Genomic DNA, 13262 nt, shown 5'->3' with positions numbered 1-13262 from the left:
ATCGTTATTAGATTAATAAATCAGTTAAAAAAAATTAAACCTTCAAGATGCGCTCACCGCGACCAATTCCGGATCCGCCAGAGCGAACTGTTTCCAAAATTGAAACACGATCGATCGAGTCAATAAATGCATCCAACTTAGCACTATCACCAGTGAGCTCAATGGTGTAGCTCTTATCGGTGACATCAATGATGCGTCCCCGGAAGATGTCCGTAGTGCGCTTAAGCTCTTCGCGCTCTTTACCAACTGCGCGAACTTTAATCATCATAAGTTCACGCTCAATATGAGGGCCTTCGCTTAAATCAAACACCTTCACTACCTCAACCAAACGGTTTAAGTGTTTGGTGATTTGCTCAATGACATCATCAGAACCAAAGGTCACAATCGTCATGCGTGAAAGCGATGGATCTTCTGTTGGCGCAACACTTAAGGAGTCAATGTTGTAACCACGCGCAGAAAACAAACCTACAACCCGTGACAATGCACCCGGCTCATTCTCAATCAAGATAGAAATAATGTGGCGCATTAGAGTTCCTCACTACCCAAGAGCATTTCAGTAATACCCTTGCCCGCCTGAACCATTGGCCAAACGTTTTCTTCTGGGTCAGTCTGGAAATCCATAAACACAGTGCGATCCTTTAAACGAATGGCTTCTTTTAGCGCGCCCTCAACATCAGATTTCTTCTCAATCCGCATACCAATGTGACCATAAGCCTCAGCCAATTTCACAAAGTCAGGCAAAGAATCCATATATGAGCTCGAATAGCGCTTGTTATAGGTAAGCTCTTGCCACTGACGCACCATACCTAAATAACGATTGTTCAAGGACACTATCTTCACTGGCGTGTTGTATTGCTTGCAGGTTGAAAGCTCCTGAATACACATCTGAATGGAACCCTCGCCAGTAATGGCAAAGACATCCTTCTCAGGAAATGCCTTCTTGATCCCCATGGCATAAGGCAAGCCTACACCCATAGTGCCTAATCCACCTGAGTTAATCCAACGACGTGGCTGATCAAACTTATAAAACTGAGCGGCCCACATTTGATGCTGACCAACGTCAGAGGTAATGAACGCATCCCCACCAGTGAGCTCCCAAAGTTTTTGAACTACATACTGAGGTTTCACAATTTGCGAGGCTTCGTCGTACTTCAAGCAGTCTTTTTTGCGCCATTCGTTAATTTGCTCCCACCAAGCAGCAACTTTGTCGCCGTTCTTGCGTGGACCAGAAACTTTTAATTGCGCAGTCATCTCTACTAATACTTCTTTGAGATTGCCAACAATCGGCACATCCACTTTTACGCGCTTAGAAATGACGGAAGGATCGATATCGATGTGAATAATTTTGCGTGGGTGACTAGCAAAGTGTTGCGTGTTACCAATCACTCGGTCGTCAAATCGCGCACCAATCGCAATCAACACATCGCTGTGTTGCATCGCCATATTGGCTTCGTAAGTTCCATGCATACCGAGCATGCCAACAAATTGTGGGCTAGTACCAGGAAAGCCGCCAAGGCCCATCAAGGTATTGGTTACGGGGTAGCCTAATAAGTCAGCAAACTCTTTCAGTTCAGGGGCTGCGTCAGCCAAAATGATGCCGCCACCGGTATAGATGTAAGGGCGCTCGGCTTCTTGCAAGAGTGCAATTGCTTTGCGGATTTGTCCGCTATGCCCTTTGACCACAGGGTTGTAAGAACGCATCTCCAAAGTTTCTGGATAGGTAAAGGGGCCTTTGGCTGCTGATACATCCTTAGGAATATCGATCAAGACAGGACCTGGGCGACCCGTTTGTGCAATGTGAAATGCCTTCTTTAATACGAGCGGCAAATCTTTTACATCCTTCACGAGGAAGTTATGTTTAACGATTGGACGAGTAATGCCAACCGTATCCGCCTCTTGGAAAGCGTCTTCACCAATGGCGTAAGTTGGCACGTTACCGCTGATGATCACCATCGGGATCGAATCAGTGTACGCAGTTGCGATACCTGTCACCGCATTCGTCACACCTGGACCGGAAGTGACTAAGGCAACACCAACCTTACCGGTTGCGCGAGCATAGCCATCGGCTGCATGAATAGCTGCTTGTTCATGACGAACCAAGATGTGCTCAAACTTATCTTGTTTAAAAATTTCATCGTAGATGAAGAGAACAGAACCGCCTGGGTAACCCCAAACGTATTCAACGCCCTCTTTGTGCAGTGCTTGCACGAGCATTTCAGCACCAATCATTTCTGGAGGCGCTACTACGGGATTTGTATTGATTGAGTCTTTATTAGCTTTCGTAGCTAAAAATTCGGCGCTGCTTGTATTCATTTTCTTTCGTCCTTTGCAATTTTCGGCAAAAAATTGTTTGGTCTGTTCTGTCTCCTGCTTATGGCCTGAGTTCGAACGGCGCTGCTACCGGAATAACCACTTCTTGAATGAGAATCTAGGTAGTAAGCCCTATATTCTATAGCAATCCCCTAAAATGGCTCAATTCTTACCGATTCAGGTGTAATCGATTGCATGGCATCAGCCCAAGAACTATCTGACTTTCTAAGTAGCATCGAACAGCGCGCCTTCAAGCAAGCGGTATATGCCGTGCGTGATGACGATGCCGCTTTAGATATTGTTCAGGATGCCATGATCAAGCTAGCTGAAAAATATGGTGATAGACCTGCTGCAGAACTACCGCTGGTTTTTACTAGAATCTTGCAAAATCGGATTCATGACTGGTTTCGACGCCAAAAGGTTCGCAATACCTGGGTCACCCTGTTTTCCAATATGGGCAAAAAAACAGATGAAAACGATGATTTTGACCCTTTAGAGTCGCTTTCTGCTCCTGATGACAGCGAAATTCACCAAGATGGGGCTCAAAAACTAGAACAAAGTCAGCTTTTACAGGCTTTGGAGTCAGAAATTGCTAAATTACCTGTACGTCAACGAGAAGCCTTCCTGATGCGTTATTGGGATGAGCTAAGTATTACTGAAACTGCCAAAGCGATGAGTTGTAGCGAAGGCAGCGTCAAAACGCATTGTTCTAGAGCAACACAAACCTTAGCTAAAGCATTGAAATTAAAAGGAATTACCCTGTGAAACACCTTGACGAAGCCCTAAACCAGACCCAAGCCGACCAATTTGGCCGGGCCAGTGCTGCCCTTTTAACCCAAGGGGCTCAAAGCCTGCCTGCTGGCATTAAAGATCGTCTTCATGCAGCTCGCATGAAAGCCTTGTCTATGCGCAAGGCTGAAAAGGTTCGTGTTCAAAAACCGGTATTCGCCGGTATTACTGGCAACTTCTCATCCAGCTCCAATGGCATGTGGGATACCGTGAGTTGGACTGCCCCGATGCTGGTCCTCATCTTTGGTCTGATCGGCATTGCCCAATGGCAAAACGATTCCCGGATTACTGATATTGCTGAAGTAGATGCGGCACTGCTGACGGATGATGTTCCACCAGACGCTTACGCTGATAGTGGCTTTTTAGCTTTCCTCAAGAATGGACCATTGTCCGATTCTGAAGACAGTGCCTCTCAATTATCTTCAAGTAAATAACTCGTCGCTCATTAGTTACGCTCGATGCGTCATCCATTGAAGTCAATTACTGGCAACGCCTTGGTGGTTCTTGCAGCCTTCGGTCTGCTTCTCAGCACATCTACAACCTTTGCCCAAACCTCTAGCGGCGCGCCTCATGGCAAAACGACAGCTATACAAGCTAAAAAGCCTGATGGCACATGGGATGGATTAAATCCCACCCAGCAAAAAATCCTAGCGCCACTCGAAAGCGATTGGGATTACATGCTTCCCGATAGCCGTAAGAAATGGATTTATGTTTCTAACATTTATCCCAAAATGAGCGCGCAGGACCAAGAGCGACTCCAGTCTCGGATGACTAGCTGGTCAAACTTATCGCAAAAGGATCGGCGCATAGCACGTGAAAACTATTTGGCTAGCCTGAAGTTTCCAGCTGAGAAAAAAGCAGAGGCATGGAGTGCCTATCAAAAGCTGAGTGACGAACAGAAGAAAAAATTGGCTGAAATGGAGACCAAGAAAAAACCGAGACTTATTAATGCTCCTACCCTTCAGCAACACACCATCAAGCAAGACACCACGCCTCCTCCCCCAGCAGCAAAGCCCAGAGCAGCTATTCCCACTGAAGAGATTTCTGCGCCTGCTGGCACAGAGCCCCAATAACTGATTACGGCTGTATGACACCTGCAGAATTAAATGTTTTACCCTCGCCTCATTTTTGGCGGCGCGTTTCTTGTTGCCTCTATGAGCAACTCGTATTACTGGGTGTGATTGCTCTGACCTTTCTATTACCTAACTTGGGTCTAGGAATCATGTTTGGCGTTTCCTTACCAAGTTGGCTAACATTTCTATACCTGTATGCCGTTCTTGGAATCTATTTTGTTTGGTATTGGACTAAGACTGGCCAAACTCTGGCGATGCAAACCTGGCGTATCCGGATGATCGGTAACGGCGGCTTTGCTTTGACGAAGCGGCAAGCATTATGGCGCTACATTTATGGCTCGCTCTGGCTTATTCCTTGTGTCGTATTGCAATGGATGTTTCATCTAGAGAAATGGCAAATTATTGAAATGCTGTTTACCGTCGCTCTTTTTATATGGCCACTCAGCATTTATGTTGATCGCCGTGAACCTAGTCTGCGCCAAAGCTTTCCGGATCGGCTTGCAGGCTCAAAACTGGTAGAGCTTCCAAAGAACTTGGTAACTCTGACCTAAAGACTACTAGGCTTCTCGCAGACACTCGATCGCAGTAGCGCCTTGAATACGATTCTGAAAGCGATAGCCCGCAGCCATAGAGGCTATTACGCCAAAGGCCACGCCCATCAGGATCGCTTGAGCAAATGCATTAAATTCAATTTCCATAACAAAGCGTCCTAGTGACCAAGCAGCCAGTCCTGAGGCAATACCAGCTAAAAGACCAGCAGTAAAACCAATCACCAGTAATTCAATTCTGGCGATCTGTGTCAGCACTGCACGTGATGCGCCCATGGCCTTCAGTAATGCGGCATTTCGATAGCGTTCATCTTGCGTTGCTGCAATCGCGGCAATCAAAACCAAAATAGCGGCAACGATGGTGAAAGCAAATAATAAACCTAAGGCAGCAGATAATTTATTGAGCACATCTTGTATCTGCTTCAATGAAGCTGATACATCCACCAGGGTCAAATTCGGATAAGCCTGACTCAATTGAAAATCAAGCGTCTCTTTATTGGGATTTTGATAATACGAAGTAATCCAAGATTGTGGCAAAGCACTGAGTTGAGAAGACGGCATGATCACAAAGAAGTTCACTCGCATTGATCCCCAATCGAGTTTACGCAAGGAGGTAATGGGGGCGCTGATCTTTTCACCAGCTACTTCAAAGGTCATTTGATCACCTAGCTTTAGCTTGAGAGTCTTTGCAATGCCGGTCTCTATCGATACTTGTGGACTATCTCCTGAAATCCATTTGCCAGAGACGATTCGATTACCTAGAGGCAATTGCTCCGTATATGAAAGATTAAATTCACGATCAATCAAGCGCTTGGCATTTTCTTCCGAATAATCTGCCGAAGAAATATCTCGGCCATTGAGCTCAACTAAGCGCCCTCTCACCATCGGAGAAAAATCCGGTTTAGATACTCCGCCTGATTCAAGTGTCTGGGTAATGTCTTCCTTTTGATCACCCTGAATATTGATCATAAATCGGTTTGGCGCATCGACTGGGATATTGCCTTGCCAAGCATTTAATAAATCCTGCCGCAACAAGAGAATCATGAGAATGGCCATCATAGCGATACCCAAGGCGGTAATCTGCATCACTGCAAATCCCGCTCTACGTCCCATAGCTGTGATCGTGAATCGCAGTGCGAAGTTTTGCGGGTTGACTATGGATAAAAGCCAAAGTACTCCGCGAGCAGCAGCAGAGAAAATCACAACTGCTCCCGCAAAACTCAGTCCAACCCAAAGTGCCAACTTCCAATCTCGTGCAGCAACCCAAATTAAAAAAGCGCAGGTGGTAATCGCTAATAAAGCGACCCAAGCGGTAGCTAGCGTGGCTAGCTCAAACTCTTTTCGGATCAATCGCATGGGCGAGACATTCGCTAGACCCAGCAATGGCGGCCCCGCAAACCCAAATAATAGAACCCAAGTAAATAGGATGCTCCATAAAATGGGTCCGATTGAAATCGACGGCAAATTACCCAAAAGCAAATTACCCAATAAACCGGTAAGTACTTCTTGCACAAGATAACCGAGCGTAGAGCCCACAATTGCCGCAACCACACCCAGCGTTAGCAGAGTCTTGATTTGTTTTTTAAGGATGGCAGCCCTAGTTGCACCAAAGCACTTTAAAGCGGCACAAGCATCTGCCTGACCGACCATATAACGCCTTGCTGATAATCCAATGGCGACAGCTGCAATCATGGCGGTTAGTAAAGCAATTAAAGATAAAAATTGCTCGGCTTTCTCTAGAGTTTTGCGCATGGTAGGTTGCGCGTTTTCTAAAGTCTCAATTCTCAGACCGCGAAAATTTTGTGTTTCGATATATCGATTAGCCCACTGTTGGTAAGCGGCGATTTGATTATCGGATCCGGCTAACAACAATCGATAAGTCACTCGACTACCTAGACTAATTAAACCGGTTGACTTAAGGTCATCCAAACTCATCATCACGCGTGGTGCAAAATTCATAAACGCTGCACCGCGATCCAATTCTCGCGTTAACACTCCGGAAATCAGAAACTGACGATCACCTAAGCGCAGTGAATCACCCACTTTGGTATGTAGATTCGTTAATAACGCTGGCTCTACAAAAACAGTGCCGCTTACTGGACTTAAAGTCGGAGCTTGAGAATTGACTTGCTCCACTTGCAAGGAACCACGCAATGGATATTCTGGACTGACTGCTTTGAGAGAGGCTAACTTACTATGCTCACCGGCAGTTGCCATGCTTGGGAATACTACTGTCTGAGCAATGCGCAGTTGCCAACTTTGCGCCTCTTCAATCAATTGTGGCGGCAAAGGCTGATCAGCAGCAATCAGCAAGTCAGAGGCTAAGAGCTGGCGTGCATCAAATTCGAATGCGCGATGCATCCGATCTGCTAAAAAGCTAACGCTGGTTAAAGCGCTCACAGAAATAATGAGCGCTACTAATAACCACTTCAGCTCTTTTGAGCGAAGGTCTTGTCGAATGCCCCGTAAGAAGCTAGTCAAAAAATAAATCAAACTGCCTGAATCTGGCCGCCATCAATCCGCATGACAGTGCCAGTAATAAAGGAAGCATTTTCGCTAGCTAAAAACGCTGCGGCGTCTCCGTACTCTTTTGGATCACCATAACGACCCATCGGAATTTGGCGCAAACTCGCTTTGACAACTTCTTCATAAGCAATACCTTCACGTTTTGCTCTAGCCTCATCTAATTGACGCAAACGATCTGTTGCAACTCGTCCAGGCATGATGACATTGACGGTGATGCCCTCATTGGCTACTTCAGCGGCCAAGGTTTTAGACCATGCCAATAAGGCAGCTCTTAAGGTGTTTGAGATTGCGAGGTTTTTAATGGGGGCAATTGCCCCAGAGGTAGTACTCGTGATAATGCGACCCCATTTACGCTCACGCATGCCAGGCAAAACACGATCAGTAATAGCAATTAATGACAGCACCATATCGTTAAAACTCTTTTGCCACAGTGCTGGGTCTTGTCCAGCAGCGGGCGTAGGTGGAGGTCCGCCAGTGTTATTAATTAAGATATCAATCGGGCCAAGTTCCTTCTCAACCCTAGTGACCAATCTATCAATCACAGAAGAGTCTGACAAGTCCCAATGGAGTGCTAGAGCAATGCCACCAGCTGCCTCAATCAGCTCAACGGACTTTTGCAATCCCTCCGGACTGCGGCCTGTCACAGCAACCTTCACACCTTCGCGCGCAAGTGAAACTGCCATCGCTTGACCCAGTCCGCGGCTTGAAGCCATGACTAAAGCAACCTTACCTTTGATCCCTAAATCCATACTGTCCCCACCTATTTTGTTCTATAAAGTTCTATTTAATGCGTTAATTCAAATCTTAGTCTAAAGTCAGTTTTTGTTTTGCAACTACTTCTTTGTATACGGTGTATTCCGCCTTCATTTCTTTGGCAAAAGCTTCCGGCCCATTAACGTTAATGATAGAGCCAGTATCCTCAATACGCTTTTTAACTGCTGGATCGGCAGTGACCACTTTAAGGGCAGCGTAATACTTATCCACCACATCCTTCGAAATGCCTGCCGGACCCAACAATCCGTAATATGCCATGCGGTTTACTGGCGCCAAACCTACTTCAGAGAACGTTGGCACATGAGGTAATTGCGCCAAGCGCTTTGGAGCAGCAATCACAATTGGCACTAGCTTGCCATCCTTAATGAAAGGCAAAGAGGATGGTAAGTTATCAAAAATCATGGAGACTTGACCACCCACGGTGTCTGCTAATGCGGGACCTGCCCCACGATAAGGGATGTGAACAATAAACACGCCCGTTAAGCTTTTAAATAATTCTGTTTGCAGATGACCAATCCCGCCCGTACCAGAACTCGAATAAGAATACTTACCAGGGTTTGCTTTTAAGACCTCCATAAAAGTCTTGAAGTCTTTAGCAGGAAAAGCTGGATTCACGGCAATGATGTTCGGTGTCGCTGCAATATTACTTATAGCGGTGAAATCGGTAATGGGGTCGTAACCAATCCTAGAATTAATCGCAGGATTAGCTGCAGTAGTAGATACCGTTGCCATGCCGATGGTATAACCATCCTTGGGTGCGCGCATGACTTCAAGCGCGCCCACAGATCCTCCGCCACCGGCTTTGTTCTCGACAATCACCGGCTGACCTAATTGACGACCCAGCGCATCACCGACCGCACGCGCAATGATGTCGGTACTGCCACCTGGAGCAAAAGGAACTATCAGGCGTATTGGCTTATTAGGGAAAGTCTGTGCTTGGGCACCTGAAAATAAGCACAAGCTAAAAAATAAAGCTGCAAAGACGTTTTGCAGTATGACTCTCAAAGGAGTGAATTTCATTAACTTACTGTCCTATCGGTTTCGGTAGTTTGCCAGCATATTGATAGAGCTGTTCTTCGTACTGTTTGAAAATTTCAGCAAGGGCTTGTTGCTGACCCAATACAAGCGCTTCAGGAGTATTGTCTTTGAGAGGAATGCGCTTGGTGTAGCGATTTGCACCAATCAAGGGATTGGTTTTACTGCCATTGATTACAGTCAAAAAGAATTCCACGCTAACTACTGCTTCAGGTCTTACACGATAGTCGCCATAAAACTCGTTCACACTCGTTTGTAATGTGTAGTACGGGAAAAAACTATTGCCCTGTCCTACTGCTGCAGCAAAAATATTGGCATTGTTAAGCCATTGACGTTCGGCATTACCAATCATCTCCGATGGAATGGTTGAGTAAATATTGTAAAAATCCTTCTCATAACGCTGATCACCCAAGCGATAAACCAAAGACTTGCCATCATATGGTGCAGCAACAGAGACTGCCCCTACTTTTAGCCAAAAATCTGTTCTAGCCTGACGTGGTAACCCAGTTCTCTCGGGCGAAACCATCCAGCTAGTGGGAGTGACAGGAGCCCTACTTGGTAAAGAACAAGCAGTTAGGCTAAGGGCAACAGCAATCAGAAAAATGCGCTTCATCATTTTTGAACTCCAGACTGGCCTTGTGCCCCATTCATGGGTAAGGAAATTTTTGCGGGAGGCTCGCCCCATATCAAGCTTGACGGTGATTGACTGGCAATGCGAGAAAACTCATTTAGCTGTTCACTAGTCTGCTTGAGATTCTCAATAGTCAATTGTGTATCACCCTGCATGCTGGTAACTGTTTGGCGTAAGGCAACTATGGTTCCCACTAACTCACGCATGAGGATATTAAGCTCATCCTTATCGGTCACCTTAGCAATCCGCTCAAGGATCACGTTCATCTCTTTCACAGAACGAACTAATCCTTGATTGTCTTTACCATCACCCGCCATTAATGTATTGAGATTACCTAACAGCGCGTCAAATTTTTGTTGTGTGCCGTCAATATTGATCTGGTTCATGGCATCAATCAGCTTTTGAATACCGCCAATGATTTGATCTGCCTGGTTAGGCAAGGAAGGAATCACAGGATACTCTGGCTTCCATTTGTAAGGCAAAGGCGGGAATGTGTCTACGTTTGGTGTGAAATTAAATTCAATGTAGTTCACACCAGTAATGCCTTGCGACTTTACCTGGGCACGTAAACTGTTTTTGACAAACTCCTTAATCAGATCCTCGTTGACCATTTCACCAAAGATCTGCATGCGGACGACGACATATTGCAGGCGATCATGAAAAGGCACTTCCTTTTCATAAAGATCTCCAGATAAACCAATAAAAGTAACCTGGCCGATCTTAACCCCTCTAAATCTCACTGGAGCACCAGTATCCAGACCTGTTACCGACTGTTTAATATAAGTCTCAATGGTGAAAGACTTTTTGAAAATTTGGCCTGAACCAAAAATCAAAATTACGGTGAGGAGCACGCCGATGGCGCCAAGCACAAAAACGCCTAAGCGGAAATAATTAGGATTGGAGTTATTACTCATGCTGCGTCCTTAGTCGTAATGCGATTAAAGAATTGATGCACGCGAGGATCGGTGCTGGTATCACGTAATACTTTTGGGTCACCTTCGGCAATGATGCCTTTCGCGGCTTTATCCAGCATGATCACCTTATCTGCAATGGCATAAATACTAGCCAATTCATGCGATACGATAACAAAGGTAATGCCAAGGTTTTTAGATAGATCCATAATAGTTTGATCTAAGTCCGCCGAAGTAATTGGATCGAGACCGGCTGAGGGCTCATCCAAAAAAAGTATCTTAGGGTCGAGTGCCATAGCTCGTGCGATCGCTGCTCGCTTTTGCATGCCGCCACTAATCTCACTAGGCATGTAAGCCTCATAAGGCAGTAATCCAACCAAATCTAATTTACACCGCGCCAAAAGATTCATTTGGTCTTGCGTTAATTGGGTATATTCCTGCATGAATAATGTGACGTTATCAAGCAGGTTCATCGAACCAAATAAAGCGCCTTGTTGATACATCACCCCAAAGCTCGTCATGATTTTTTGGCGATCAGCACCCTGCGCTGCAGTGATATTTTGCCCTTCAATCAACACGTCACCTGACAAGGGCTGATATAAACCAAAGAGATTCTTAAGAAGACTAGATTTGCCGCAGCCGGAGCCGCCCAAAATCACAAAAATCTCGCCGTTATTCACGGTGAAGTTGAGATCTTTCATTAATACGTTAGAGCCATAGCCGACGGTCAGGTTTTGGACATCAATAGCATAAGAGCTCTTTGAAGTGGTCGCTGGTGCGTTCATCAGAAACCTGTCTTATACGAGATAAAAGCAAAAATACCGTCAACCAAGACAATCATCACGATACTACTCACCACCGCGCGCGTGGCTGAGATACCAACTGCTGCTGCACCAGTGCCTGTTTGCATGCCTCTCAGACTTCCCATCGCAGAGACTACCACACCAAATAAAGTAGCCTTAATCAGTCCTGAAAGAATATCTTCTACATCAATGGCACTCAACATGCCGTTATAAAAATTAATAAAGGGGATGCCATATATCAACATCGTTAACATCGACGCAAAGATGCTCACAATATCGGCAAAGAGTGTCAATATCGGCGCAACTAAAATACCAGCGAGTACTCTTGGAACTACCAAGAAACGAATTGGACTGAGTCCACCCGATACCAAAGCATCGACTTCGCTATTGACTGTCATCGTGCCAATCTCAGCAGCAAATGCTGCAGAGGATCGACCTGCTAACAAGATTGCGGTGATTAAAGGACCCATTTCACGGACGATTCCCAATGCCGCCAAGGGACCTACAAAAGAGGTAGCGCCAAACTGTTCCATGCCAATCGCAGCCTGAAAAGAAAGGATGACACCAATCAGGAAGGCCACCAGCCCCACAATAGGTAGCGCAGCAACACCCGCCTCAACAGCAGCATTTACAAAATCGCCCCAGCGCACTTGTTTGATATGACGTATGGACCAAACCAAATCAGCAGCAAGGTGACCAGTAAAAGTGATGAGCCCACGTGCATCATCAATAATATTTTGTGCAGCGATACCAGTACTAACAATGAAACTTCGTTTTGGCTTAACTACTGGAACTGGAAATAAATGAGAGATCGGATCAAACTCATTGAGCAGGGGTTGGTAACGAGAGTCTAATCCGACTAAATCAAACTGTGCACCGGCTTTTTGTTGCGCCTCTTCAATTCCAATCAAAAAAGCAATGCCCGCACCATCTAAGGAAGTGACTTGTGATGCATCAAAGGTCAATGTTGCCGTTTTGATATTGGCTGGGGAGATTTGCGCTAACCAAGCGTTTTGTGCCGAGCGCATCTGAGTCCACACGCCACCTAAACTATAGGCATTGACTATGCCACTAAGCGCAATCTTGGCACGAGAAGAATCAATTTGTGACCAGACTGCCACTGGAGTGCTGGATGCTATAGAAACAGTGGATATAGTGTCAGAAACGTTCATTTAGAGACTATAAGGTATCTAGAGGAAAGCTTTATGAATTGCGCCAAAATGAAAAAGGGCCCAGTTTTTCAACTAGGCCCCTATATGAGGTGGTGCGGCTGGCAGGAATTGAACCCACGACCCCTTGGTTCGTAGCCAAGTACTCTATCCAGCTGAGCTACAGCCGCAACAGCCATAATTATGCCATGGAAGAGAAGAACTACATTACCCCAGCCGGTCATGAGCGGATCAAAGCCGAGCTATTGCAGCTCTTAAACCTTGATAGGCCGGAGGTTGTTAAGGTGGTCCACTGGGCAGCAAGTAACGGCGACCGCTCAGAAAACGGGGACTATATCTATGGAAAAAAGCGACTACGGGAGATCGATCGGCGGATTCGTTTCTTAAATAAACGACTTGAATTTGCCGTAGTAGTCGACAATTCTGCTCGAAAATCCGGTGATGCGGATGCCGAACAGATTTTCTTTGGAGCAAGCGTGACCTACTCACCTCTGGAAGGTAAAGATGTCGGCAAAGAAACTACGATCACCATCGTTGGTGTTGATGAAGTTGATTTAGAGAAAAATCATGTCAGTTGGGTTTCGCCGATAGCTAAGGCTCTAATTAAATCCAGGCTTGGTGACTGTGTCTCGATTCAAACACCTAATGGTCCTACTGAAATAGAAATCCTAGAGGTGCAATATCTTTAGGTGA

Annotated in this window: 14 protein-coding genes and 1 tRNA gene; 5 read left to right on the top strand and 10 right to left on the bottom strand. The window is 45.8% G+C overall.

The annotated features are described in order from the left end of the window. Positions 1 to 34 precede the first annotated feature (34 nt). Together ilvN and AOC29_RS04730 are read right to left on the bottom strand one after the other, a co-directional pair. Positions 35 to 526 carry an acetolactate synthase small subunit gene (gene ilvN, locus AOC29_RS04735; protein WP_215296945.1) on the bottom strand — a complete coding sequence of 164 codons (492 nt, stop codon included), beginning with the start codon at positions 524 to 526 and terminating at the stop codon, positions 35 to 37. Further along, a complete protein-coding gene (locus AOC29_RS04730) occupies positions 526 to 2313 on the bottom strand; it encodes an acetolactate synthase 3 catalytic subunit (protein WP_215296943.1) in 1788 nt (595 codons plus the stop codon). The genes ilvN and AOC29_RS04730 overlap by 1 nt, the downstream gene beginning before the upstream one ends. Before the next feature lie 192 nt (positions 2314 to 2505). Here AOC29_RS04730 and AOC29_RS04725 point away from each other — a divergent pair, with 192 nt between their 5' ends. Genes AOC29_RS04725 through AOC29_RS04710 form a run of 4 tightly spaced genes read left to right on the top strand, consistent with a single transcriptional unit; the run spans position 2506 to position 4723 of the window. Beyond that, the gene (locus AOC29_RS04725) at positions 2506 to 3075 is read left to right on the top strand and encodes an RNA polymerase sigma factor (RefSeq protein ID WP_215296941.1); all 570 of its coding nucleotides are present in this window, start codon (positions 2506 to 2508) and stop codon (positions 3073 to 3075) included. Continuing rightward, a complete protein-coding gene (locus tag AOC29_RS04720; protein WP_215296939.1) occupies positions 3072 to 3533 on the top strand; it encodes a DUF3619 family protein in 462 nt (153 codons plus the stop codon). The genes AOC29_RS04725 and AOC29_RS04720 overlap by 4 nt, the downstream gene beginning before the upstream one ends. A gap of 24 nt (positions 3534 to 3557) precedes the next feature. Continuing rightward, positions 3558 to 4172, top strand: a complete 615-nt coding sequence (locus AOC29_RS04715) for a DUF3106 domain-containing protein (protein WP_215296937.1) — start codon at positions 3558 to 3560, stop codon at positions 4170 to 4172. Between the two features lie 14 nt (positions 4173 to 4186). Next, a complete protein-coding gene (locus tag AOC29_RS04710; protein WP_215296935.1) occupies positions 4187 to 4723 on the top strand; it encodes an RDD family protein in 537 nt (178 codons plus the stop codon). Between the two features lie 6 nt (positions 4724 to 4729). Here AOC29_RS04710 and AOC29_RS04705 read toward each other — a convergent pair whose 3' ends face one another. The 8 genes from AOC29_RS04705 to AOC29_RS04670 form a co-directional block, all read right to left on the bottom strand. Beyond that, the gene (locus AOC29_RS04705; protein WP_251370070.1) at positions 4730 to 7201 is read right to left on the bottom strand and encodes an ABC transporter permease; all 2472 of its coding nucleotides are present in this window, start codon (positions 7199 to 7201) and stop codon (positions 4730 to 4732) included. 8 nt (positions 7202 to 7209) lie between these two features. Beyond that, positions 7210 to 7995 (bottom strand): SDR family oxidoreductase, encoded by a 786-nt coding sequence (locus AOC29_RS04700; protein WP_215296931.1) that lies wholly within the window; start codon positions 7993 to 7995, stop codon positions 7210 to 7212. A 55-nt stretch (positions 7996 to 8050) separates the two neighbouring features. Beyond that, positions 8051 to 9040 carry a tripartite tricarboxylate transporter substrate binding protein BugE gene (locus tag AOC29_RS04695; RefSeq protein ID WP_251370069.1) on the bottom strand — a complete coding sequence of 330 codons (990 nt, stop codon included), beginning with the start codon at positions 9038 to 9040 and terminating at the stop codon, positions 8051 to 8053. A gap of 4 nt (positions 9041 to 9044) precedes the next feature. Beyond that, positions 9045 to 9671, bottom strand: a complete 627-nt coding sequence (locus tag AOC29_RS04690) for a membrane integrity-associated transporter subunit PqiC (RefSeq protein WP_215296929.1) — start codon at positions 9669 to 9671, stop codon at positions 9045 to 9047. Beyond that, positions 9668 to 10600, bottom strand: a complete 933-nt coding sequence (locus tag AOC29_RS04685) for an MlaD family protein (RefSeq protein WP_215296928.1) — start codon at positions 10598 to 10600, stop codon at positions 9668 to 9670. Before AOC29_RS04685 ends, AOC29_RS04690 begins: the two co-directional genes overlap by 4 nt. Next, positions 10597 to 11382, bottom strand: a complete 786-nt coding sequence (locus AOC29_RS04680; RefSeq protein WP_215296926.1) for an ABC transporter ATP-binding protein — start codon at positions 11380 to 11382, stop codon at positions 10597 to 10599. Before AOC29_RS04680 ends, AOC29_RS04685 begins: the two co-directional genes overlap by 4 nt. Next, positions 11382 to 12572, bottom strand: coding sequence for an ABC transporter permease (locus tag AOC29_RS04675; protein ID WP_215296924.1), 1191 nt, complete (start codon positions 12570 to 12572; stop codon positions 11382 to 11384). Before AOC29_RS04675 ends, AOC29_RS04680 begins: the two co-directional genes overlap by 1 nt. A 90-nt stretch (positions 12573 to 12662) precedes the next feature. After that, positions 12663 to 12739 (bottom strand) — tRNA-Arg (locus AOC29_RS04670). 18 nt (positions 12740 to 12757) lie between these two features. Here AOC29_RS04670 and greB point away from each other — a divergent pair. Beyond that, on the top strand, positions 12758 to 13258 hold the full coding sequence (greB, locus tag AOC29_RS04665) for a transcription elongation factor GreB (protein ID WP_215296923.1): 501 nt from the start codon (positions 12758 to 12760) through the stop codon (positions 13256 to 13258). Positions 13259 to 13262: the final 4 nt, after the last annotated feature.

It is taken from the genome of Polynucleobacter sp. JS-JIR-5-A7 (genome assembly GCF_018687935.1).
GTDB lineage: Bacteria > Pseudomonadota > Gammaproteobacteria > Burkholderiales > Burkholderiaceae > Polynucleobacter.
This window is presented reverse-complemented; position numbering and strand designations above follow the sequence as displayed.

What these genes read in the sequence shown, in the direction of transcription:
- AOC29_RS04680 (WP_215296926.1), bottom strand. Translation starts at nt 11,382, where the DNA reads ATGAACGCACCAGCGACCACTTCAAAGAGCTCTTATGCTATTGATGTC.
- AOC29_RS04685 (WP_215296928.1), bottom strand. Translation starts at nt 10,600, where the DNA reads ATGAGTAATAACTCCAATCCTAATTATTTCCGCTTAGGCGTTTTTGTG.
- AOC29_RS04715 (WP_215296937.1), top strand. Translation starts at nt 3,558, where the DNA reads ATGCGTCATCCATTGAAGTCAATTACTGGCAACGCCTTGGTGGTTCTT.
- AOC29_RS04730 (WP_215296943.1), bottom strand. Translation starts at nt 2,313, where the DNA reads ATGAATACAAGCAGCGCCGAATTTTTAGCTACGAAAGCTAATAAAGAC.
- AOC29_RS04675 (WP_215296924.1), bottom strand. Translation starts at nt 12,572, where the DNA reads ATGAACGTTTCTGACACTATATCCACTGTTTCTATAGCATCCAGCACT.
- AOC29_RS04725 (WP_215296941.1), top strand. Translation starts at nt 2,506, where the DNA reads ATGGCATCAGCCCAAGAACTATCTGACTTTCTAAGTAGCATCGAACAG.
- AOC29_RS04695 (WP_251370069.1), bottom strand. Translation starts at nt 9,040, where the DNA reads ATGAAATTCACTCCTTTGAGAGTCATACTGCAAAACGTCTTTGCAGCT.
- AOC29_RS04690 (WP_215296929.1), bottom strand. Translation starts at nt 9,671, where the DNA reads ATGATGAAGCGCATTTTTCTGATTGCTGTTGCCCTTAGCCTAACTGCT.
- AOC29_RS04710 (WP_215296935.1), top strand. Translation starts at nt 4,187, where the DNA reads ATGACACCTGCAGAATTAAATGTTTTACCCTCGCCTCATTTTTGGCGG.
- AOC29_RS04700 (WP_215296931.1), bottom strand. Translation starts at nt 7,995, where the DNA reads ATGGATTTAGGGATCAAAGGTAAGGTTGCTTTAGTCATGGCTTCAAGC.
- ilvN (WP_215296945.1), bottom strand. Translation starts at nt 526, where the DNA reads ATGCGCCACATTATTTCTATCTTGATTGAGAATGAGCCGGGTGCATTG.
- greB (WP_215296923.1), top strand. Translation starts at nt 12,758, where the DNA reads ATGGAAGAGAAGAACTACATTACCCCAGCCGGTCATGAGCGGATCAAA.